Origin of the sequence: Halobaculum sp. CBA1158 (assembly GCF_021431925.1) — an archaeon.
Classification (GTDB): Archaea; Halobacteriota; Halobacteria; order Halobacteriales; family Haloferacaceae; genus Halobaculum.
The window spans coordinates 2813024-2835659 of the sequence record NZ_CP090371.1; the positions used below are offsets into that span (position 1 = coordinate 2813024).

At 71.1% G+C, this 22636-nt stretch carries 16 protein-coding genes; 9 read left to right on the plus strand and 7 right to left on the minus strand.

Annotated features, from left to right (window positions below; all coding sequences use genetic code 11):
• The first annotated feature begins 79 nt into the window (after positions 1 to 79).
• Positions 80 to 2293 carry a DUF4129 domain-containing protein gene (locus Hbl1158_RS14645; protein WP_234297986.1) on the plus strand — a complete coding sequence of 738 codons (2214 nt, stop codon included), beginning with the start codon at positions 80 to 82 and terminating at the stop codon, positions 2291 to 2293.
• 63 nt (positions 2294 to 2356) lie between these two features.
• Entirely contained in the window at positions 2357 to 3487 is a 1131-nt protein-coding gene (locus tag Hbl1158_RS14650) for a DUF1616 domain-containing protein (protein ID WP_234297987.1), read from the plus strand.
• 67 nt (positions 3488 to 3554) lie between these two features.
• Here the strand turns inward: Hbl1158_RS14650 and Hbl1158_RS14655 are convergent, their stop codons facing one another.
• Positions 3555 to 4652 carry a glycosyltransferase family 2 protein gene (locus tag Hbl1158_RS14655; protein WP_234299549.1) on the minus strand — a complete coding sequence of 366 codons (1098 nt, stop codon included), beginning with the start codon at positions 4650 to 4652 and terminating at the stop codon, positions 3555 to 3557.
• Between the two features lie 548 nt (positions 4653 to 5200).
• On the opposite strand from Hbl1158_RS14655, the gene Hbl1158_RS14660 reads away from it, so the two are divergent.
• The 3 genes from Hbl1158_RS14660 to Hbl1158_RS14670 are packed head-to-tail and all read left to right on the plus strand — an operon-like array spanning position 5201 to position 8256.
• The gene (locus tag Hbl1158_RS14660; RefSeq protein WP_234297988.1) at positions 5201 to 6730 is read left to right on the plus strand and encodes a DUF58 domain-containing protein; all 1530 of its coding nucleotides are present in this window, start codon (positions 5201 to 5203) and stop codon (positions 6728 to 6730) included.
• Between the two features lie 51 nt (positions 6731 to 6781).
• On the plus strand, positions 6782 to 7273 hold the full coding sequence (locus Hbl1158_RS14665; RefSeq protein ID WP_234297989.1) for a hypothetical protein: 492 nt from the start codon (positions 6782 to 6784) through the stop codon (positions 7271 to 7273).
• Positions 7270 to 8256 (plus strand): hypothetical protein, encoded by a 987-nt coding sequence (locus Hbl1158_RS14670; protein ID WP_234297990.1) that lies wholly within the window; start codon positions 7270 to 7272, stop codon positions 8254 to 8256. The genes Hbl1158_RS14665 and Hbl1158_RS14670 overlap by 4 nt, the downstream gene beginning before the upstream one ends.
• 30 nt (positions 8257 to 8286) lie before the next feature.
• Here Hbl1158_RS14670 and Hbl1158_RS14675 read toward each other — a convergent pair whose 3' ends face one another.
• Complete coding sequence (locus tag Hbl1158_RS14675) at positions 8287 to 8940, minus strand: metal-dependent hydrolase (RefSeq protein ID WP_234297991.1); 654 nt, start codon at positions 8938 to 8940, stop codon at positions 8287 to 8289.
• A gap of 89 nt (positions 8941 to 9029) precedes the next feature.
• Between Hbl1158_RS14675 and Hbl1158_RS14680 the strand changes: the two genes are divergently transcribed.
• The 4 genes from Hbl1158_RS14680 (at position 9030) to Hbl1158_RS14695 (ending at position 16042) form a co-directional block, all read left to right on the plus strand.
• Positions 9030 to 10847: a hypothetical protein gene (locus Hbl1158_RS14680; protein WP_234297992.1), complete on the plus strand. Its 1818-nt coding sequence runs from the start codon at positions 9030 to 9032 to the stop codon at positions 10845 to 10847.
• Positions 10848 to 10987: 140 nt separating this feature from the next.
• On the plus strand, positions 10988 to 12526 hold the full coding sequence (locus Hbl1158_RS14685; protein WP_234297993.1) for a hypothetical protein: 1539 nt from the start codon (positions 10988 to 10990) through the stop codon (positions 12524 to 12526).
• A gap of 1 nt (position 12527) precedes the next feature.
• Positions 12528 to 13841: a hypothetical protein gene (locus Hbl1158_RS14690; protein WP_234297994.1), complete on the plus strand. Its 1314-nt coding sequence runs from the start codon at positions 12528 to 12530 to the stop codon at positions 13839 to 13841.
• 95 nt (positions 13842 to 13936) lie between these two features.
• Positions 13937 to 16042 carry a hypothetical protein gene (locus tag Hbl1158_RS14695; RefSeq protein ID WP_234297995.1) on the plus strand — a complete coding sequence of 702 codons (2106 nt, stop codon included), beginning with the start codon at positions 13937 to 13939 and terminating at the stop codon, positions 16040 to 16042.
• 57 nt (positions 16043 to 16099) lie between these two features.
• Here Hbl1158_RS14695 and Hbl1158_RS14700 read toward each other — a convergent pair whose 3' ends face one another.
• The 5 genes from Hbl1158_RS14700 to Hbl1158_RS14720 all read right to left on the minus strand — a co-directional run bounded on the left by Hbl1158_RS14700 (position 16100) and on the right by Hbl1158_RS14720 (position 22620).
• Complete coding sequence (locus Hbl1158_RS14700) at positions 16100 to 18355, minus strand: DUF87 domain-containing protein (RefSeq protein ID WP_234297996.1); 2256 nt, start codon at positions 18353 to 18355, stop codon at positions 16100 to 16102.
• Entirely contained in the window at positions 18352 to 19692 is a 1341-nt protein-coding gene (locus Hbl1158_RS14705) for a hypothetical protein (RefSeq protein WP_234297997.1), read from the minus strand. The genes Hbl1158_RS14700 and Hbl1158_RS14705 overlap by 4 nt, the downstream gene beginning before the upstream one ends.
• Positions 19689 to 20081: a hypothetical protein gene (locus tag Hbl1158_RS14710; RefSeq protein ID WP_234297998.1), complete on the minus strand. Its 393-nt coding sequence runs from the start codon at positions 20079 to 20081 to the stop codon at positions 19689 to 19691. The genes Hbl1158_RS14705 and Hbl1158_RS14710 overlap by 4 nt, the downstream gene beginning before the upstream one ends.
• A 95-nt stretch (positions 20082 to 20176) precedes the next feature.
• Positions 20177 to 20902 (minus strand): hypothetical protein, encoded by a 726-nt coding sequence (locus tag Hbl1158_RS14715; protein ID WP_234297999.1) that lies wholly within the window; start codon positions 20900 to 20902, stop codon positions 20177 to 20179.
• Complete coding sequence (locus tag Hbl1158_RS14720; RefSeq protein ID WP_234298000.1) at positions 20899 to 22620, minus strand: hypothetical protein; 1722 nt, start codon at positions 22618 to 22620, stop codon at positions 20899 to 20901. Before Hbl1158_RS14720 ends, Hbl1158_RS14715 begins: the two co-directional genes overlap by 4 nt.
• Positions 22621 to 22636: the final 16 nt, after the last annotated feature.

Consider the following 22636-nt stretch of genomic DNA (forward strand, 5'->3'; position numbering starts at 1 on the left):
GTGTCTTTGTATTCCGCCGACCACCGGACGCGGGCGCTACCCGAACCCACTAAGGCGGTGCGGCGACCACGCTCTCGCCGTGAACGCCGTCCCGTCGCCGCGCGCGGTCGCGGCGCTGTCGATCGCGACCCTGCTGATCCTCGTCGCCGCGACGCCGGCGGCGAGCGCGGCCGCCGGCGGGTCGGGAGCGTCCGCGCCGGTCGTCGCCGGCGATTCGCCCGGTACCGACACGTCGCCGACGAGGATCGTCGACGGCGTGTCGATCGGCCAACAGACGGGAACGGCGACCCCGGCCAACGCGACGAACGCGACGAACACCAGTCACGAGAACCCCGACGAGGTCGACCGCGACGGCGACGCTGCGGCCGTGCGGTCGGCGCTGGCGAGCCGCCTCGCCGAGCGGCTCTCGGAGGGAAGCGTCCGGATCGAGCAGGGAGAGTACGAGGCGGCGCGGGGCGCGCTCGACGACGACTACGCGGAGCTGCTGTCGGCGTACGTCGAGGTCGCCGGCGACGCCGCCGACGCGTCGCCGGAGGCGTTCGAACGGGCCGGCGAGCGCCAGCGCGAGTACGCCGAGGCCGCCGCCGAGTTCGAGGAGACGTACGAGGCGTACCGCGAGGCCCGCCGCGCGGGCAACGAGTCCCGGGCGCGGGAACTCGCCCGGGAGCTTCGCGAGGACGGCGAGCGCGTGAACCGGACGGGAACGAACCTGACGCGGTCGTTCGACGCGGTCGAGTCGACGACCGCGGCGAACCTGACGGACGCGACGTCGTCGGTCAGGAACGCGACCGCCTCGGTCGAGAACCGGACCGAGTCGGCCGTCGAGGCGACGTTCGTTCGGACGGTCGTCGAGGCGAGCGTCGCCCGAGAGTCGGCCGCGTTCGACGACCCCGTGGGCCTCAGCGGGCGGATCGCGACCGCCGACGGCGACCCCGTGGCGAACCGGACCGTGACGCTCGTCGTCGGGGAGCGTCGCCTGCGCGTCGCGACGGACGAGACCGGGGCCTTCGAGACGACGTACCGCCCGGTCGGGATCCGAACGGGGGATCGGTCGGTTCGCGTGGCGTACCGGCCGGCCGATGACTCGGTGTTCCTGGGCGCGAACGACACGGTCGCGCTGGCCGTGCGGCCGACGAACGCGACGGTCACTATCACCGCCTCCCCGGAGCGCGCCGCCGCCGGCGACCGGATCGCCGTGACCGGCACCGTGACCGCGAACGGGACGCCCGTCGCCGACGCGCCCGTCCGCGTGACCGTCGGCGGGACGACCCTCGGGGTCGTCCGCACCGCCGAGAACGGGAGCTACCGCCTCGCGGCGTCGCTGCCGGCGTCGGTCACCGCCGGCGAGGCGACGGTGACCGCGGGCGTCGACGGCGGCGACCGCGCCGTTCGCGCCGGACCCGCCGAGGCCGACGTGACCGTCGCGTCGACGCCCGTGACGATCGACGCGAACGCGACCGCGCCCAACGGTTCGACCGCGGTCGTCGCCGGGACCGTCGAGACCGAGAACGGCGACCCGGTGACCCGGGGAGCCGTCGAGATCAGCGTCGACGGCTCCGTCGTCGCCACGGCGCGACTCGGCGACGACGGGACCTTTCGGCGGCTGATCGACCTCGAGGACGCCGTCGGTGAGGGGGACGGCGGCGACGGCGACCGGAGCGACGGGAGCGTCGCGATCGCCGTCTCGTACGCCGATCCCGCGACGAGCCTCGAGCGCGCGTCGGCGACCATCAGGGTCGACCGCGACGCCGGCGACGAGGCGACGACCGCCGCGATCCGGTCGGCCCTGTCGTCGGTGCCGGTCCTTCCGCTGGGTGCGGTCGTCGCGACGGGGATCGGCCTGGCCGTGTTGATCCGCCGCGACCGGGGCACCGATCCCGTCGCCGGCGCGGTCGGTGGCGACGAGGCGACGGACGGGGACCGCGTCGGCGACGACGCCGCCGCGGGGGACCGATCGCCGGGGCGGGACCTCCTCGCGGCCGCGCGGCGACGCCACGAGGCGGGCGAGGAGCGCGCCGCCGTCGAGACGGCGTACCGCGCGGCCCGCCGGGCCGTCGCGGCCGGTGAGGGCGTGAGCGTCCCCGCGACCGGCACCCACTGGGAGGTCAACGCGGCCGCGGGGCGGGCGCTCCCCGCGGCGGCGGCCGACCGCTTCGAGCGGATCACCGAGCGGTACGAGCGGGTCGCCTACGGCGACGAGCAGGCCTCCCCGTCGGCGGTCGCCGACCTGCTCGAGGACTGCGAGGCGCTGGTGAACGCCGGCGACGCGGACCGCGCCAGCGACGACGAGTAGCGGGGAGTCGCCGAGGGCGGGCGGACCGACTTCCTTTTGTGAGCGGCACCGTTTGCGGGGCACATGACCGGGGACACGTCGTGGCGCTTGCTGCTCCCCGAGCCGGTTCGCCGGCTCCCGGCGGACCTGGCGGCGATCGTCGGCTGGGTGCTGCTCACGGTCGTCGTCGTGTTCGTCCCCGTAGTGAACGAGACGCCGGTCCGACCGGTCGTCGGGCTCGCGTTCGTGCTGTTCGTCCCGGGGTACGCGCTGGTCGCGGCGCTGTTCCCGGAGGCGGGCGAGCCGCCGGCGGACGACGCGGACGCCGCCGATGGCCGTGGTGCGGGCGTCGACGACGGCGGCAACGCCGACGACGACGGCGGCGACCGTGGCGATGACACCGACGCCGTCAGCGACGACCTCGCCGACGCCCCCGGTGAGCCGGACACACGCGAGGGGATCGACGGGATCGAACGGGTGGCGCTGTCGTTCGGGCTGTCGATCGCGGTCGTGCCGCTGATCGGGCTCGTGTTGAACTTCACGCCGTGGGGGATCCGCCTCGCGCCGATCGTCGTCGCCGTCGGCGGCGTGACGCTGGCGCTGACGGCCGTCGCGGCCGCCCGACGGCGCGCGCTTCCCGCCGAGGAGCGCTTTCGCGTGCCGTACCGCGAGTGGGGGGCGGCCGCGCGGACGGAGCTGTTCGAGCCGGAGACGCGGGTCGACGCCGCGCTCAACGTCCTGCTGGCGGTCAGCGTCGTGGTCGCGGTCGCCTCCGTGGGCTACGCGGTCGCGGTCCCGACTGAGGGCGAGTCGTTCACCGAGTTCTACCTGCTCACCGAGGGCGAGGACGGCGAGCTCGTCGCCGACGACTACCCGACCGAGTTGGTGCGCGGCGAGCCGGCGTCGCTGGTCGTCGGTATCGGCAACCACGAGCACCGACGGACCAACTACACCGTCGTCGTCGAACTGCAGGAGGTGCGGGTCGCGAACAACTCCACGACCGTCCTCGAGTCGGACGAACTCCGGCGCGACCGCGCGAGCCTCGCGGACAACGAGACGTGGACGCTCCCCCACACCGTGACGCCGACGATGACCGGCGAGCGTCTGCGGCTCCAGTACCTCCTGTATCGCGGGGAGGCACCCGCGGACGCGACCGCCGGGGACGCCTACCGCGAACTCCACCTGTGGGTGAACGTGAGCGATCCGGAGACGTAACGCGTCCCGATACCCCCGAACGGTCGCACGCGCCCAGGACAGGGGCTTCCCGCCGATGGCTGTCGGGCTACTCCGAGCCCAGCGCAGCCAGCAGGAAGCTCCCGAACGCGACCTGGAGGCCGACCACGACGGCGGTGAACGCGAGCAGGCTGGTCGAGATGGGCGGCAGCGCGGTGAATCCCGTCGCGGCCCACCGGAGGACCGCCCAGGCGGCGTACGCGCCGCCGGCCGCGGCCGTCGCGAGTCCCAGCGTCGCGCCCGACTCCAGCGAGAGCCGGTCGGTCAACAGCCCGGTGACCGGGTCGGTCGGGCGGCGGACCGGGTCGCTCGCGACGGTCGCGAACACGCCGAAGCTGGCGACCTGGACGCCGGTGATCGCGAGGAGGCTCCCCGCGATGAGCGTCCGGATCCCGAACGACGCCGACGCGACGCTCACGTCGAGGGCGACGACCGCGATCAGCGCCGCGCCGACGAGCCCCAGCGCGATCCCGGGGGCCGAGAACAGGTAGCCCGGGGCGTTCAGCAACATGAACTTCACGTGTCGCCAGCCGTCGCTGAAGCTGTCGAGGGTCGCCTCGCCCTCGCGCTCGTGGTAGGTGATCGGCACCTCCGCGATGTCGAGGTCGCGCGCGCCGGCCTCCATGATCATCTCGGAGGCGAACTCCATCCCGTCGGTGTCACACTCCATCTCCTCCCACGCCTCGCGGGTGAACACCCGCATCCCCGAGTGGGCGTCGGAGACGCCGGCGTCGTAGAAGGCGTTGAGAAACCGCGTTAACAGGGGGTTACCCACGTGCTGGTGCAGCGGCGGCATCGCCCCGTCGCGGATCTCGCCATCGAGGCGCGAGCCCATCGCCACGTCGGCGTCGCCCTCGACGACGTGCTCGAACAGCTTCGGGAGTTCCGTGAAGTCGTACGTCGTGTCGGCGTCGCCCATGGCGATCACGTCGCCGCGGGCGCGCTCGAACGCGTAGCGGTAGGCGTAGCCGTAGCCGGGCTCGTCGGGCTCGACGACGATCGCGCCCATCTCGCGTGCGATCTCCGGCGTCCGGTCGGTGGAGCTGTCGGCGACGACGATCTCCGCGGAGACGCCCATCTCCCGGAACGCCGCCGTCGCCCGCCGGATGCACTCGGCGATGCCGGCCTCCTCGTCGAGCGTCGGCATCACGAGCGTCACAGCCGGGTCGCGCTCGCCGTCGGCCGAACACAGCGACCACTCGTCGTCCGGGTCGCCGGCGGCCGCGTCGGTCGGGTCGACCGCGTCGACCGCCTCGTCGCCGACAGCGGGGCCGACTGCCGGATCCTCCGACGGGTCGCCCTCCTCGACGCCTCGATCGCGTTCGGTCTCCGTCTCTGTCGTCGATGACATTTCGGTGTCGACTCCGGTCGTGCACGCGCCGGCCGGCTCACCCCCACAGGCGGATCGACGGCGGCGGTACCGCGTCTGCCAGCAGTTATGCGATAGCTACCATAAGACTGTCCATACTGGCGATACGTTCATTTCATAGAAACGACCGCCGGAGGGATGGTCCGGCCGCCGACGAATGCTCGTGCCCCCGGATCCGGCGGGGAATGGCATCGGCGGATCGCACCGACGGGTCGCGTGGCGTGACGGATTCGCAGCGCGACCGATCGCGGACTGACGGGCGGTCGATCGGGCGCGCGTCGCCGGCAGAGGGAAGATTGAATGCGGCGCGATAGCGAGGGACGGGCGTGAATCCGACCGCGCGAACCCGGCGTGAGGCGGCCGTCGCCGCCGTGCTCGCGGCGATCGCCGTCCTCGCGGAGCGCCCGCTGCTCGTGCTCGCGGCGGTCGGACTGGGCGGGCTGATCCTCGCGCGGCAGTACGCCGCGGTCCGGGCGTTCCTCCGAGTCGACGACGCGCTGACGGTGACGGTGCGACCCGCGGACGGCGAGGCGGTCGTCGACGAACCCGTTCCGGTGACGGTTCGCGCGTCGCTGGAGTCGCCCGTCGCGTGTCGCGTCCGCGTGTCGGTGCCGCCGCCGGTGGGGGCGCGGGCCGCGGGCGCGTCCGGCGACGGTTCGGTGCTCACGCTGTCGCCGGGCGAGACGGAGGCGACGGGGGTCGTCGAGTGGACGATGCCGGTCGCCGGCCGGGTCGACGTACCCGATGTCGTCGTGGACGTCGACGGGCCGACCGGCGCGTTCCGCGAGACGCTCGGGCGGGCCAGCGACGCGGAGTTCGTCGTCGCGGCCCCGCACCCGCAGAGCGTCCACGTCGGTCGCGGGGGCGAGCGCGTTGCAGGGGCCTACGGCGAGCACACCGACGGCGCGTCCGGAAGCGGGCTGATCCCGCGCGAGATCCGGCCGTACGTCGCCGGGGACGAACTCGCGCGGATCGACTGGAACGCGACCGCTCGACTCGGCGACCCTCACGTCCGCGAGTTCGAATCCCAGACCGACCGCCCGACCGCGCTCGTGGTCGACCGGCGGCGGACGATGGGCGAGGGACCGAGCGGCGAGGAGCCGCTGGCGTACGTCCGCGAGGTCGCGCTGGGCTACGCCGCCGCCGCCCAGGACCGTGGCGACCCGGTCGGCCTCTACGCCGTCGGCGACGACGCCGTGACCGACGCCCTCGCGCCGGGGGCGACCCCGGAGCGCTACCGTCGCGTACGCGACGCCCTGTACCGGATCGAACCGGACGACGGCGTCGATCTCCGGGGCGTGATGAGCGCCTCCCGCGGCGCGTCCGGCGACGCGTCCGACGGCGCGACCGCGGGTGGACCGACGGCCCCGACGGCGTCGTCGACACCTGCGGGGTCGTCGCCGGCGACGACAGCGCCGTCGTCGACAGCGACGGCAACGGCGACGACGGGCGACGGCTCGGCGTTCGATCGGGCGCTGTCGCCGTTTCTCGCGGGCGGGACCCGCGGGCGGCGTCGCGTCGACGGCGACCCGCTGGTCGCGGCCGTCGAGCGGGCGCGCGCGGAGACTTCCGAGGGCCGATGGATCGTGATCGCGACCGACGACGCCGACCGAGACCGGGTCGGCGAGGCGGTCGGGCGGGCCCGCGCGGCGGCCGCCGGGGTGGTGGTGCTTCTCACCCCCCGGGCGCTGTTCGAGCCGGGGTCGCTCGCGGACGTGGAGGCGACGTACGACCGCTACCTGTCGTTCGAGGAGTTCAGACGGGGGCTCGACAACCTCGACGGAGTGCGCGCGCTCGAGGTCGCGCCGGGCGACCGCCTCGACGCCGTGCTCGGTGCGGCGGGTCGCCGTCGGTGACGCCGGCGCGAACCTACAACGCTAAGGACGGACGGCCGAAACGACCGCCGAATGAGTCGCGTTCGCGCGCTCGAGCGCCGGGTCGCTCGCTCGATTCGACCGCCGTCGACGGCGGCCGGCCTCGCGTCTCTCGCGGCGATCGGGGGGCTGTGGGCGCTGTGGGGCCCGTCGGGAGGCGTCGCGGGCGCGGTCGCGGCCGGCGCGGGACTGCTCGGCGGTCCCGCGGCGGCGTTCGTCGTCGCGCACGTCGGCCTCCTCGCAGTAGCTCCAGCGCCCGTCGGCTGGCGGGTCGTCGCGAGCGAAGTCGCGCTCGGGCCGCTGCTCGTCGTCGCGGCGACTGAGTCGGGGACTGGGCAGACCGCCGCCGCCGTCGGCGTCTGCGTCGTGCTGCTGGCCGCGGAGGTGTTCGTGCTCGCCGAGGCCGCGCTCGACTCGCTGGCGCGGGCGACGGTCGTCGTCGCCGCCGGCCTCGCAGCAGCGTCGTACCTGCTCCACCGGTACGAACTGGTCCGACTGGGGCTCGTGACGGAGGGCGAGTCGTGAGCCGACGCGACGGCGACCCCGGCTCGGGTCGCGGTGGTGACGGCGACCGCGACGGCAACGCGGAACGTGACGCGAACCGCGGCCGCGACGCCGATCGTGACGCGAACCGCGGCCGCGACGCCGATCGTGACGCGCTCTCGACCCCGGAGCTTCGCGCTCGCGTCGAGGTGTTGGAGGCTGAGCTCGACCGACTCCGCGAGCGCTACCGGCGGTCGCGCCGGAGCCGCTACCGGCGAACCGCCGGCGGCCTCGCGGCCGTCGGCGGGGTCGCGGCCGCGCTTGCGGCGGCGTTCCCGACGGTGCGCTCGACGCTGGTCGTGCTCGCCGGCATCGGCCTGTTCGGCGCTGTGTTGACGCTCGTCATCACCCCGGAGCGGTTCGTCGCCGCCGGGACGGCCGAGCGCGTGAACCGCGCCCGAACGCGGTCGCTCTCGGAGATGGTCGACCAACTCGGGCTGTCGGCGGTCCGGGTGTACGTGCCCGTCGATGGGGCGACGCCGGCCCGGCTGTTCGTGCCGCTCCACGACGAGTACGCCGTGCCCGACGACGGCGCGCTCGCGGAGCCGTTCGTCGTCGACCACGCCGGCGACGGGGCCGGCCGCGGGCTGTCGCTGGTTCCCGCGGGCGCGCCGCTATTCGAGGCGTTCGAGCGGACCCTCTCGGAGCCGCTCGGGTCGTCGCCGACGCGGGTGCTGGCGCAGGCCGCCGACGCGCTCGTCGAGGCGTTCGAGCTGGCCGAGACCGTCGAGACCGACTGCGACCCGGGCGACGGCCGCGCGACCGTCGCAGTCGGCGGAAGCGCCTACGGCGCGGCCGCGGACGTGGACGACCCCGTGGCGTCGTTCGTCGCCGTCGCGCTGGCTCGCGGGCTGGACGCGCCCGTCGAGGCCGAGGTCGTCGACGCCGACGGGGACGACGACCTCGTCGTGGCGGTCCGCTGGGACGCGACGGAGCGATCGGAAACTGAGCAATCAGCTGACTGAGCGATCGAGGACGTGATCTGCCGGGGTTCGTTACCGCCGAGCGCGACGGTCGATCGCGAGCCGGATCGCGACGACGAGCGCCGTCGAGACGACGAGCACGAGCCGGATCCCGTCGCCGACGACCCAGATCTTCCGCTCGGCCGAGAGCGGGTCCGCGCCCATCGTCGGATCCAGGGGCGACGGATGGTGGGTGGTGTTAGTGGTGCCGTCGGGCTGAAGCACGTCGATCGGCGGGATCCACCCGGCCGCGGCGATGCCCGGGTCGCCGACCAGGCCCCGGTGGGTCGTGATCAGCACAGTACCGTCGACGGTGTAGAATCGGTCGTGGATCGGGTACAGGAGGTTGACGCCGGTGTGGGCCAGGTCGGGGAGGATCCCCGCGAGCGCGATCGCGAGAACCGACACCGACGCGATCCGAACGCCGCGGTCGCCGTAGCGCGCGCGCAGGGTCGAGCGTTCGCGACGACAGTCGAACAGGAGGAGGGCCGCGAGCGCCAGCGGGAACAGCAGGGTGTGCAGCGCCGCGCGGTGGGTGCCGGGCACCGCGAGCGCGACCACCGCGTCGAGATCCGGCAGCGACACGGCCGCCAACACGACCGCGAGCGAGCGCGCGTCGAACGCCCGGTCGAGCAGTATCCCGGCGAACAGCGCCGCCAGCGCCAGGTGGACGAGCAGGGAGGGCACACCTCGGGGGTCGCCGGAGCCGAGGATAGTAAGGAGTCGGCTACGCCCGCCCCGCAGGATACTTGTCGGGGTCGCCCCGATCGATTCGCGTGACGACACGTCTCCAAGTCGCGGCCGTGCTCGCGCTGGCGGTGGTGTGGACGGCGTCGCCGGTCGCCGCTGTCGGCGGCACGGCGCTCGCGGAACCGGGCGTCGACGGGGGCGTGGCGACCGCGGAGACGGGATCGGCCGAGGACGCCGCGACCGCGGAGACGGGATCGGCCGAGGACGCCGCGACCGCGGAGCCGGCGGATCCGAGGGCGACGCCGGCGGCGGTCGTCGACAGCGAGACGATCGAGGCCGAAACCGCCGACGCCGAGACGGCCGGTCGACTCCTCGCCTCGCGGACGACCACCCCGGTCGGGTCGCCGGTGTCGCTGGGCGTGGCGGACGCGAGCGCCGCGAACGAGTCGTGGACGCTGGCTGACGCCCCGGCCGAGAGCGACGCGCGGGTGTACGCCCACGGCGACACGGCGACGCTTCGGCCCGACGTCGCCGGGTCGTACACCGTGGGCGTCGAGACCGAGGACGGAACGACCCTGACCGCGACAGTACGGGCGCAAGGCACCGACCGGATCGACCTGCTGCGGCGGTACGCGCCGCTGGTGTCGTTCCACGAGAACGAGACGTACTACCCGACGCGCTACGAGTCGTTCGTGTACAACGCCGACCTGGAGGCACTCACCGCCGTCGACGACCCGGAGCCGAGCATGTTCTCGCTCGCCGAGCGCAGCGACGGATGGGAGTTGGATCTCGACGACGGCGACTACGAGCGCTACGACGAGCGCTACCCGCCGACCGTCTACGGGAGCGTCCACCGAGACGTCGAGTTCCGCGGCGAGACGTACACGGCGGTCACCTACTGGCTGTTCTACGTGTACGACCCGAAACAGCCGGGGTCGATCACCAGCCTGCTGGCCCACCAGAGCGACCTGGAGACGGTGACGGTGCTCGCGAACGACAGCGGGCCGCAGTGGCTGGCCGCCTCCCAACACTACGGCGGCGAGCGCCGGGAGTGGCGCGCCGTCGACCGGGTCGACGGCCACCCGGCGGTGTATCCGGCGCTGGGGGCGCACTCGAACTACCTGCGTGACACCGGCGCGTTCGACGGCGACGGGATTCAGATCCAGCGCCAGTTCGTCAACGAGACGAGCACCGACACCGCGCTGTTCGAGCCCGCCGTCGGGATCCACGCCGACCGCACGGGCGACGCGACGACGTGGAGCCACGACGGCTCGGTCGGCGTCGACTACCAGCTCGCGGTGCTCACCGGCGACGAGGTGTGGGCCAGTTACGAGGGGACGGTCGGACCCGAGGGCGAGGGCGGGCCGGTCCCGATGGCCCGCCAACGCTGGCGCGCGCCCGGCGAGTGGGTCGCCGGAAACACCGCAGCCGACGAGCGACAGATCGACGCCCGGTTCCAGTCGCTCCACTTCGACCACGCCCGCGACGCCGCAGCGGCGACGGTTCGGCTCGGGAACGTCGGCCCGAAGCCGCACAGCTTCCGCGTCCGGTTGGAGGCGAAGCCCGTCGACGGCGGGTGGCACGAGGATGGGCGGGTGCTGAACGCGACGACGCTGCCGGTCGGTACCGACGCGACGGCGGCCGCGACGCTCGAGGGGACGCCGCCGGCCGACGGCAGGTGGAACGTTCGCGTCCGGGTGCTCGCGTATCCGGAGTCGACGGGGGGGAGTGCGGAGTCCGTCGTCGTCTCCGATCCCGCGTCGTTCACGGTCGCCGTCGGTGAGGGACCGTTCGGCCTGCCGCTGTGGCTCCGTGAGCGCCTCCGAGAGGTCGCCGCGCCGCTCGCGCTCGCGGGCGTGCTCGGAGCGCTGTACGCGACGCTGTCACGGTTCGATAGCTCGTGAGGCGTGATCGGCGGTTGGAATTTCGCCTCCGAGACCCGGTCTCGACCGCCGGCCTCGCGCCGTCGGGGTATTATCGATCGCCTACCGAACGGAAACGAACCCAAAGGATGAATTTGTTCCGCATAACATGACACGTCGTCATGACAGAAACGGCCGGACAGTTCGGTGGCGGACTGTCGGGATCAGACGGGAAGAAGCTCATTATTCGCTTCCTCGCCATCCTGCTTGCCGCCCCGCTCGTCGGGTGGATGATGGCGCGCGCGTGGGTACCGAACAACCTCATATACGACCTCGTCGGGAACACGGTGCAGTCGATCCTCGAGGTCGACAACAGGTTCATCGCGCTCCAGGTGGTCGGAAGCGCCGGGCTCGGCCTGTATCTCGGGTTCCTCCTCATCTTCCTGATCGACATCAAAAAGCGGGTACAGGGGACGCTGTTGCTGCTCGGAACGGTGCTCGGGCTCGTGGTGTTGACCGTCCAGGGCGTGTTGCTGCCGAACATCGACCTGGGCTACGTGCCGAACGTCGCCGCGTTCGCGCTGGCGTTCCTCGCGGCGATCGTCCTCGACATCGACAAACTGTTCAGCATCAGCCTGGAGGAGTCGACGCTCAAGCGACCCCGGACCGCGAGCGGCGAGATTCCCGAGTTCACCAACACCGCGCGGGCGCTGTTCGGAATCTTGTCGTTCGTGATCGTGCTCTCGCTCGTGCAGGTCGTGCTGGCTGGGGTGTTCCAGCCGACCGACGCGGTCGCGACGGTGGTGATGATCTTCCTCCTGTACAAGTTCATCCAATACGAGGTGAAGTCCAGCTACATGATGCTCGGCCCCTCGAAGTCGGGCAAGAGCATGGCGATGCTCGGCATGGCGCTGAAGATGTACGACACCGACGACGTGCAGCCGGACCCGAACCCGTACCTCCAGCGCGCGATCGAACGCGCGAGCGACCCGGAGAACGCCGAGGACTGGCCGTTCCCGCAGACGGAGCAGCTGAACGAGACCAGCTTCCAGATGCTCGTCGGTAACCTCTTCCCGCGGCGCATGCGGCTGGTCGCGTACGACTACCCCGGACAGCTCCTCCCGCAGATCGCCGACCGCGTCGAGCACATGTCGTCGTCGTCGACGCTGTCGCGGCTCCCGTTCCTCGGCGGCGACGAGGCCCCGGACGTGCAGGCCGACGGTGGGGCCGTCGAGTCGGTCGACGACCAGGCGGGGCGGGTCGCGTCAGACCTGCTCGGCTCGGACATCCTCATGGTCGTGATCGACTGCGAGCGGCTCGTCCACCCCCAGGAGTTCGACGAGGCCGAGACGGGCGGACAGGACACCGGCCGGACGCTCGGGATCGAGTACTACAAGCCGATCCTGGAGAACTCGAACGTCGAGCACGTCGTCATCGCGGTCACGAAGGCCGACGTGTTGATCCACGACGAGTCGATCCCGGTCCAGCCGCCGTCCGCACACGGCGGCTTCACCGGCTTCAAGAGCGAAGTCAACGAGCTCCTCGGCGAGCGCTACGACATCCAGGAGCTCAAGCAGGCGCTCGAGGAGACGGAGGTCCAGCCGGTGTTCTACAAGACCGAGAAGCGCGACGGGGAGTACGTCCCCCTTCGCGACGCCTCGAACAACCTGATTCCGGTGGGCTACGACAACCTCATCGAGTCGATTCAGCGGGGTGCCTGAGATGTCCGCGTTCACCGTCTACACCACCGACGCGAACCCGCAGTTGCTGTACTCGGGCGAGCGCGCGACCGAAGCCGACGAGCGCGTCGACGGCTGGGTCGACCAGCTCGCGCGCGTCACCGGCCAGCCGGTCGATCTGTTCGTCGACGTGCCAGGCGGGCGCGTCGTCTGGACGATGCTCGCGACCCGCGGCGAGCGCGGGCGGACCGGGCGCTACCTCGCCGACTACACCGTCGACGGCGACGAGCCGATCGCCGCGGTGTTCGACGGTCTCCACGACCGTCTCGCGGGCCTGCGCGACGGCGACGGGTGGACCTTCACCGCCGACGAGCCGCGCTGGCGCGCCGCCTTCGACCTGCCCGACCTGCCGGCGGCGTGTCCGGGACTCGACGACGCCGACGAGGACGCGCTCGCCGCGGCCGTCGGCGACGCCGACGGACAGCTCGTCGTCGGCATGTCCTCCTACGACGCGGCGCTTCGGACGGTGAAACACCTGACCGAACGCGGCGTCGCGGCGACGCTGGCGATCAACTCCGACGGCGCGACCGCCGAGACCGAGGGGGTCGATCTGGTGCTGTGGCCGGGTGCAGACGCCGATTTCGCGCCGATGGACGAGTCGACCCGCGACGCCCTCGTCGCGGCCGGGTTCGCCCCCGCACGCGAGACCGATGTCGTCGACGAGACGCCCGCCAGCGACCGCGCGGTCGTTCAGGATCGCCACGAGCGCCCCTCGGCGCTGGAGTCGTTCGTCGGCGACGGCATCGGTCGGATCGGCGTCGGCATGAGCGTCATCCTGTCGGTCGCGACCGTTGGGTCGCTGGCGGCGATCCAGTCGCTCTATCCCGCATCGGGTCTGTCGGCCATCGGCGGCGTTATCGGTGCCACCGCGGGGCTCGTCGCCTCCCGTGCCGGGCTTGACTCGATCGCGTCGGCGACACCCACGGAGACGGATGGCGGCGCAGTCGACAGTAGCAACGACTGGGCCTGGCAGCAGTACGGCGCATTCTTCGGGTTCTACTTGCTGTTCGGGTACGCGTTCCTGACAGTATTCCGACTGGCGGGGTGGCCGTTCGGAGTAACGGAGTTTGTTGTACCGACAGCGCTATCAGCGGCCGTGTACGCGGGGGCGATCCTCCTGGTCAGCCTCGCGCTGCGCGTCGCCTGGGGCCTCCGGTCGGGCGAGTCCCCCGAGGCGACCGATCTGGTGCCGGTCGTCGCCATCAACGTCCTGTTCGGCGTCGGCCTCGTCGCTTCCACCGGGCTGGCGTGTGCGGTGTGGTACGGCGTGATCGGCTTCTCGGGCGGACCCTGTTGAGTCGCGAACCGGTCGGGTTCCCTCGTCGTCCGGTCGTTTCCCGGCCGGTAGCCGGGAACTAACCGGGATCTTTTTGCTATTCATTGTCTTACACTATGCAACTCGTGGACGATCCCTCGTTTCAGACGTGGCTGCTCGGCTTGCCCGTCGGCGGGGCAGCGCTCTCGGCGGCCGTCGGCCTCGTCGTCCCCGGTGTCGGTCCGGTGCTGCTGGGCGGGGCCGGGCTCGCCGTCGGAGCGTGTCTGAGCGTCGCGATGGTGTATCTCGTGTCGACCGACGACTCGGCCTCGGATCCCGGCGGCAGCGGTCTCGCCGGAAGCGCTCCCGACGGACGCTCGAGTGCGACCGGGCCCGGGACGGCCCCGGTTCGGATCCGGGTCGTCGACGCGGTGAGCGGCGAGCTAGTGCGCGATCCGGTGTCGGTGCTGGCCGAGCAGTCCGTCATCGGTGACCGGCGCGAGTTCGCCGTCGAGAACGGCGAGGCGACGGTCGAACTCCGGACGCTGGGGTGGGATCTCACCGCCGCGTACGACGGCCGGCGGGCGACCGAGGCGGTCGCCGTCGGAGACGACGAGACCGTCGAGATCGCGATCCCGCCGACGCGGCTCCACGTCGCCGTCGCCGACCGCTCCGACGACCCGCTCCCGACGGCGACGGTGTCGTGTCGGGCCGAGCCGACCGTCGCCGCCGCCGGCGACGCCGTCGCGGCCGAGCGCGACGACGCCACCCACACGGTCCCCCTCTCGGCGACCGCCGAGCGCGCGACCATCGCCGTCGAGCACCCGGAGTACGCGAGCGAGCGGACGGACGTGCTCCTCGACGGCGACGGCGACCACCGGGCGACGGTGCGGCTCGAACGCCCCGCGACGACCGGCGAACCCGGCGGCGTCGACGACGTGGGGGCCGCCGCCGAGACGACGGCCGCGGACGCCGAGCCAGCGACGGCGGACGCGGAGCAGGCGGGCGCGAACGCGGAGACCGCGACCGCACCGGCCGCCGGGACGGGGGACGCCGGCGGCGACCCCGGTGCCGCCGGCGGCTCCGCGGCGTCGGCCGACGGGCGTGGCGACGGGGGAGCGGGCACGCCGAGCGCGTCGCCGGCGACCGGGACCGACCGACCGAGCGAGGGTGACGGGGAGAACGAGAGCGGCGGCGGAGCGCCCGGCGAGGGCGACGGTGCTTCCGGGACGGACGGCGACCCCGCTGCGGGGAACGACGATCCCGTCGTGGGGAACGACGACCGGGCTGACGATCCGACCGACGACCCCGACGACGACGCGGGGAGCGACGGCGACCCGAACGTCGCCGACGGCGTCGAGATCGAGCGCGTCGGGGTGACTGGAATCGACCACCACCTCCCGTCGACCAGCCCGGACCCGCCGCGGATCGGTCTGGAACCGGCGCGCGTCGAGGCCGCCGACGAGGTGATCGCGGAGAACGACCACACCGCCCGCAAGCGGGTCGTCGCCGGCGACCGCGAGCTCGTCGTCACCGTCCCGAACGGCACCAAGGACGGCCGACGGACTGTGCGAACGACCGCCGAGCGCGCCGACGAGTGGCGGGACATCGACCACCACCCGCACGTCGCGAAGCTGCTGGCGGCCGAGGCGGGTGACCGGCCGTATCTCGCGGTCGAACGCGGCGACCGCACCGTCGAGAGCGTCGCCGGGGAGAGCGAACAGCGGACCGCGCTGTGGCTGGCCGCCTGCGTCGCCGACGCGGTCGCGACGGCTCACCGTTCGGGCGTCTACCACCTGGATCTGGAGCCCGGGAACGTGCTGTTGCAGGACGTCGAGCGGGGCAGTTGGCCGGTGGCGAAGGTGACCGGCTGGGACCTCCCGCGGCTCACCGACCTCCCGTCGGACGTGTTCCGGCCGCTCGCGACCGCGCACGCGACGCCGGAGCAGTTGGACCACGAGGCGACCGTCGACGAGCGGACCGACGTGTACCAACTCGGCGTGTTGACCCACTACCTGCTCGTGGGCGAGACGCCGATGAACGGGGGCCACGCGGTCGATCGGACGAGCGCGTCGTCGGCTCCGATCCCGGCGATCACCGACCTCGACGCCGAACTCCACGGCGACCTCGACGCGATCCTCCGGCGCGCGACGGCCGTCGAGCCCGCGGCCCGCTACGGCACGGCCGACGAACTCCGCGAGGACCTCGTGGACGTGGCCGGGCGCGTCGCCGGATTCATCTGAGGGGTCGGAGAACGGGACGAGGCGAACAAAGCGCGTTGGAGGCGACGCGACGGAGCCTTATCCCTGCAGTTCCGCGCGGACGCCGGGGCGTTCCGCCTCGGGGATGTAGTCCCAGTCGATGAGCCCCTGGTCGTAGAGGTACGCCCAGGGGTTCTCGGCGGTCTCGATGACGCTGTGCTCGTAGCCGTTCGAGAGCACCTTGAGTCGGATCTTTCCGACGTCGGTGACGTACAGCAGCGACTGGCTGTAGTTGGCGGAGTTGCCGGCCTGTGCCTGGATGACGTACCGACGCTCGCGATCGGTCAGGTCCAGCGCCTCCAGCGCCTCGTCGCCGATGTTCTCGTGGCGCATGAGCGCGCGGATGTCACACTGGTCGTAGATCGCCTTCGCCGACTCGTTTTTCATGAACTCGTCGACGGTCTGGCTGATGAGCGTCATGCCGGAGTCGTAGTGGCGGCTGTGGCGCGCGAACAGCTCCAGCATGCGAAGCGGCTCCTCCTGGCCGAGCATGTAGTGGGCCTCGTCGATGACGACGAGCGTCTTCCCGTCGTTGGCGCGGGCGCGCTGGAACAGCCAGTCGAGGACGACGTGCATCATCAGCGGCGTCCCGCCCTGCGTGCGGGCCTGCGAGAGGTCGAACTGGACGACGCGGTCGTGCAGTTGGACGTTGGACTCGCCGTTGAGGTTCTGATTCTGCCCGCCTTCCTGGAAGTCCTCGAGTCCCAGTAGGACGTTGTGCGCGTGGTCGGCGACCTTCTGGCCGGCCTCGCTGCCCTCGGCCATCTCGATCGACTCGATGAACGGTTCGTGCTCGGGTGGCACGTCCATGAACTCGCTGGGACTGTTGCCGTCGGCGAACGCCCTGAGTACGTCGAGGACGGTCTGGACGGTCGGACTGTCGTTGTGGTGAGTGGACACGTCCGGGGTGATCCCGTGGCGGAGGTACGCGAGCCGCACGGCCCGTCGGAGGATTCCCTCCTCTTCTTTGGTCAGCTCCCGGCGACCCTCGAAGTGGGTGTGGAACAGCCCCATCACCGAGCGGATCTTCTGCTCGTAGGGGTTGAGGTCGAGCTCCTCGTCGGCCTCGTCGACGTCGCTGTCCTGCAGTTCGAGGGGATTGATCACGCTGGACCCGCCCACCTGGACGCGCTGGCCGCCGATGGCGTCGACGAGGTCGGACATCCCCCCGACGGGGTCGATGATGAGGACGTCCGTGTCGGGGTCCATCTGGAGGCGACGCCAGACCGCCAGCTTCGCCAGATAGGACTTCCCCGACCCGATCTTTCCGGAGATGAGCATGTTGTGCCCCGAGAGGTCGAAGCGGTCGACGACGACCGGCGTACCGGTCACGTCGTGAAAGCCCAACAGGACGCCGGAGGGCTGAACGACGCTCGGCTCGATGAACGGGAACGTGGTTCCGAGCGCGTTCGTGTCCATCACCTGCGTGTTGCGGACCTTGTCGCGACCCAGCGGGGCGACCGACGCCTGCCCGTCGAGCTGGCGGTCGTACAGCGGCGTGACGCGGGCGTTGCTCTGGGCGAACACCTGCCTGACGCGTGCGGTCCGCTCGTCGAGGTCCTCCTCGTCGTCGGCGATGACCTCGATGTACAGCGCGAAGTCGAACAGGCTGGTGTTGCCGCGAGTGACCTGCTCGCGGAGGCGCTCGATCTCCTCGAGCTGCTGCTCCTCCTCTGTGGTGTTGATGTTGCCCTTCTCGCGTTTGTCGCGGATCTGTCCCCGCAGGCGCGTGTTCCGGATGTTCAGCTTCCGGAGCATCGAGTCGGGGTCGCGCGGCCAGGTGTGATAGGAGATGCGGATGTTCGTGTCGCCGGCGAACAGCTGGTCGAGCCAGCCGTAGGAGACCCGCGAGGGGAAACTGGAGACGATCAGTTGGCGGACGTACTTCTCCTCGCCGTTCTCGCCGCGGCGGACGATGTGCGACTCGTGCTCCTCGACTTTGTCCGGTGCGACCGCGACGCGCTGGGCGTCGCCCTGCGTCTCCGGCGACCGCACGGCGCGCGAGGGCTTCTCCGAGGCCGCCTCGCTTCTGATCTCCTCGATGACCTCCCAGAGGTTCGCGCCGGTGACCTCCTCGCCGCGGCGGTCGAGGCGTCGCGCCGCCTCGTCCAGGAGTGCCTGGTCGAGGTCCTCGAAGTCGTCGTCGTCGTCCGCCTCCCCGGCGGCCTCGCTCTCGCCGCCGCCCGACAGTCCGGGGATGTAGTCGGCGATGCCGGCGACGAGCACGAGCGCGCCCGCGAGCGCGAGCGGTCCCTCGAGCGCGAGCGCCGGAACGGCGATGCCGAGTCCGGTCACGGCTCCTCACCCCCCTCGCCCACGTCGCCGTAGTCGGGGCGCATGAGGTCGTCCACCTCGAACCCCTCGACGTTCAACTCGGTGTCGGCGTCGAACTCGGTTCGGCGACCCACATCGAAGGCCGCTCGTTCGGGACGGGCGTTGTTGTAGTAGTGGTAGATCACGGAGAGCGCCTCGTCGCGGTCGGTGATCGGGTCGACGGTCACGTCGATCTGTCGGAGCGCGCTGCGGACCTGATTCAGGCGCTTGCTCACCTCGCGGACGCACTCCTCGCGGCTGGCCTCGCCCGCGTCGGCGTCGTCCGAGGAGAACAGCGACTCGACCGCCGAGACGATCGACCCGAAGGCGGCCGCGCTCTCGCCGACCTTGTCCGAGAGGCTCTCGGACTCGTCGAACTGCCGCAGCGACGACGGGTCGACGCGGACGATCACGTAGTACTCGCGCTGAGTGAGCTCCTCCTCTTCGATGAAACTCGTGAGCCACCGGGGGTACAGCTGTCGGCCGTACTGGACCAGCGGCGACTCGTCGGCCGCGTTCGACCGCTCGCGCATGCGCTCTTCGAGGCGGTCGATGTGCTCGCTGGTGTCGAACTCCGTCGGGTAACAGACGATCTGCGTGTAGAAGTCCAGCGAGGAGAGGAATCCCGACTGATACGACTGGAGGATCTGGTGTTTCTTCTCCTGCGTGTGGATGCTCCAGCTTCGCGGAGTCACCCGGGCCATCCCGACGTAGTCGCCGCTTTGGGTCAACACGATCCCGTCCGCGTTGACCGACTGCGGGGCGAAGTCGTCGCCGGAGTCGAAGACGTACTCGAAGTCGACGAGGTCCTGCGTGTAGTTGCGCGTCCCCATCGGCCCCTGCAGCGCGGGGTCCGTCTCCTCGGGCCGCCGTCGCTCGGCGGTCTCGCCTGGCGAGCGCGACGCCTGATCGACCGCCGAACTCGCGGCCGTCGAGGGACCGTCATCGCCGAACGGCGACGAGTCGGGGGCCGGCGTCGGCTCCCGGCCGGTCTCGTCGGCCGGCTCGGTGTCCGTCGATTCTCCAGTATCGCCGTCGGCAGGTTCGACTCCGTCGACGGCTCCGCCGCCGACCGCGTCGCCGCCGGCGTCGCGGTCGGTCGACACCGCGGTCGCCTGCTCGAATCCCGACGCGTCGTCGCCGCCGCCGGCGGCGTCCGGTGTGCCCTCGTCGAACCCGTCGAAGCCATCGGCGTCGCCGGCGGAGCCGTCGCCGCCGGCGTCCGACGACCCGGACCCGGGGCCCGATCCCTCGTTAGTCGTGGACGTGTCGCCCCACGGGTTGTTCTGCTCGTCGTCGCCGTCGTCGTTCCCGCTCATCGCTCGCTCCCGTCCGGGTCGGGTTGCTCGTCGATCGGTTCGCCGCCGTCGGTCGCGGCCGAGTGGCGCACCGACAGGTACGTGCTCCTGTCGTAGCCCATCTCGTCGGGGCGCAGGTAGTACGTGTCCGGGCCGAGTCGCCGCCGCAGCGCCGCCGGAGCCCACGAGGTCGGACTCTGACCCTCGGGCGTGCTGACGACGATACCGACCATGACGAGCCCGGCAACTACCGCGGTACCGATGCTCACGAGGAGCGGTACCTGTTCGATGAACAGACTCGGAAGCATGACCACGAGCGGAATCGACGCCATCAAGATGATCTCGTCGAACGAGAGCCCGAAGGCCACGTCGTCCTCGAGGATCCGTCCGGGAATCGGGACCGTTCTCATACTAGTTCAATCCATGATACTTCCTCTGGGTGTTATATGTACCGTTAGGTATCAGATAACGCCGCGTGGAATTTGTCGGACGCGAGGGCGGCGGGTCAGTTGACCTGGTCCTCGAGGTGTTTCACGTCCTCGTAGTCGGGCATCTTCCCGTGGCCGTCGACCTGGCACTCCTCGGGGGGCTCCTCGCCCATCGAGAAGTAGATATCCCGTATCTGACACCGGAAGTGGTGAATCAGGAACTCCCGGAACCGCTCGCTGAACTCGAACTCGAAGTTCAGCTGCGGCAGTTCGATCGCGAGGTCGGCGACGCGCCCGCGCGAGGGCTGTTGGCCGACCCACTCGTACTCGTCGGGTGCCCGCTCGACGAGCACGAGTACGTCGGAGACGTGTTCGATCGAGCGGCGGTCGGGTGTGAGGTAGATCAGCTGTGTGATCACGTCGATCGCTTCGGGTTCGGCACCGACCGCCGGGTCCCGAAGCCGGTGGTACGTCTGCCGGAACAGCCGGGCGAACTCGTCGTCGCTGAGCGACTGGATCACCTCGATCCCGTCGGCGATGACCCGCGGATCCCAGTTGGGGTCGAAGACCTCGAGTCCGCCCTCCCAATGTGCTTCGTACTGTGCGCGCCGCTGGACGTGGTGGACGGTCTGCTTGCGCTCGTCACTCAAGTCATCGAATGACGCCGGCCAGTCGTCCGGTGACTCGTGTGTGCTGATCTCACCGTCCCCCTCCATGACAACGACCTTGTGCACCTCACCCTCGTTGTCGACAACCCGAACACCGACTCTGTCGTCCGCAGTTCCCAATATGCTGACGTTCATTCAGCAATCACCTGTTGGTCGACCTCGTCCGTTCCGCTTTCGTATCCGGACTCGCCGGTGTCCGCGGTCCGACTGGACTTCGACGTGGCGAGCTCCTGCACCGAGCCGGCGATGTCCTTGCCGGCGTTGATCGAGCGGTCCGCCACGTCCATCGCCCCTCCCTTGGCCGACTCGACGGCACTCTCGGCGCCGCCGAAGTCGTTATCGTACAGCGATTCGGACGCTGCCCCACCAGCCACCTTGATCGCCTCTCCCCCGACAGCGCCGGCAGCGCCCGTAGCGGCGCCTGCTACCGTCCCGAGTGGCGTGGCGGCTGACCCGATGGCCGCACCGCCGGCGGCTCCCTGCACGGCCGCTCCCATGAGGGAGTCCTTGTTCTCTTTGAGCTCCGAAACGGCGTCGCTCCCGGCCTGCTTCAGCTTCTCTCCCGTGCTCATGTTCTCGGCGTCGGCCTGCGCTCCGCCGCCGGCCGGCGATTGCGTTTCGCCGCCTCCGGAAGCCCGGTCGAGTTTCTGTTGGGAGCCGGCCGCTGCGCCGGCCGCGCCGCCCCCGCCGAAGGAGTTCTGCGAGCTGCTCGGCTCGAACTCGGCGGTCGTGGCACCGCCGTCGGCGGTGACGCCGCGGCCGGTGTCGGGCGCGCCGCCGGCGTCGCCGGTGGCACCGCCGCCTCCGCCCCCAACGTCGGGTTCACCGCCGTCCCCGCCGCCGCCTCCACCGCCGAGCAGTCCGGAGCCCCCCGAACTACCGGATCCGCCCGAGCTACCGGTTATTCCCCCGGCGACCGCGCCGGCGACGGCCCCGCCGATCGCTGAGGTCGTTCCGCCGGTGAGCGAGGAGAGTCCGAACAACACGAGCGTCGTCGACAGCGTCATCGCGCCGCCGATGCCGATCACCGGCGTGATGTTCACGTACTCGAACGGTCCGGCGGTGATGATCTGCGTGTCGCTTTGCGCGATGACGATCCCCGCGTTCAGCGTCGCCGCGATGAACACGCCCGCGACGAGCGTCATCCCCGTCGCCTTGAGGAACAGGTCGCTCACCTTCTTTCCGTACTTTCCGACGCCCATGTCGAAGATCCAGAAGGCGGCCAGCAGCGGAAACAGTCCGAACGTGGCGTAGACGATAAACACCCGAAAGAGCAACAACGCGAGGAAGATCGCGAGACCGACCAGGATCGTCGAGCCGATCGTCAACGCGACGATGATCGCCGCGGCACCGGTGATGGCCGCCGACTCCGGGTCCGTGAGGATCGATCCGAAGGCGTCAACCACCGAACTGGCGTTCGGATAGAAGAACCGCCCGAGGACGTTCGTGAACTCGACGGCAGTACTGACCGCCTGCCGGCCGACGACCGCCATCACGACGCCGACGAACGAGCGTTCGAGCAGCCGGTAGGGATCGGCTTTCGTGCTGGGGTACACCTGAATACTGAGTAGCGTGACGAGCCATCCGATCCCGAGAATGAAGACGAACGCCGTGAGCGACCGGTCGTAGAGGTCACCGAGGTCGTTCGCGGGGCCGGGCTGTCCGAACTCGCTCGGTTCGGTGAAGAACAGCAGTTGCTCGACGACTTCGAGGAGGAACTGGAGGATTCCGAAGAGCGCCTCGTAGGCGTTCCGCAACAGGTTCTCGAACGCCTGTCCGACGAGACTTCCGCCGAGGACAAGCGGAGAGGGTTGCGTCGCCGTGATCTCCGCTAACAGACTCGCTCCGATCATCGTTGTTCTCCAGCCA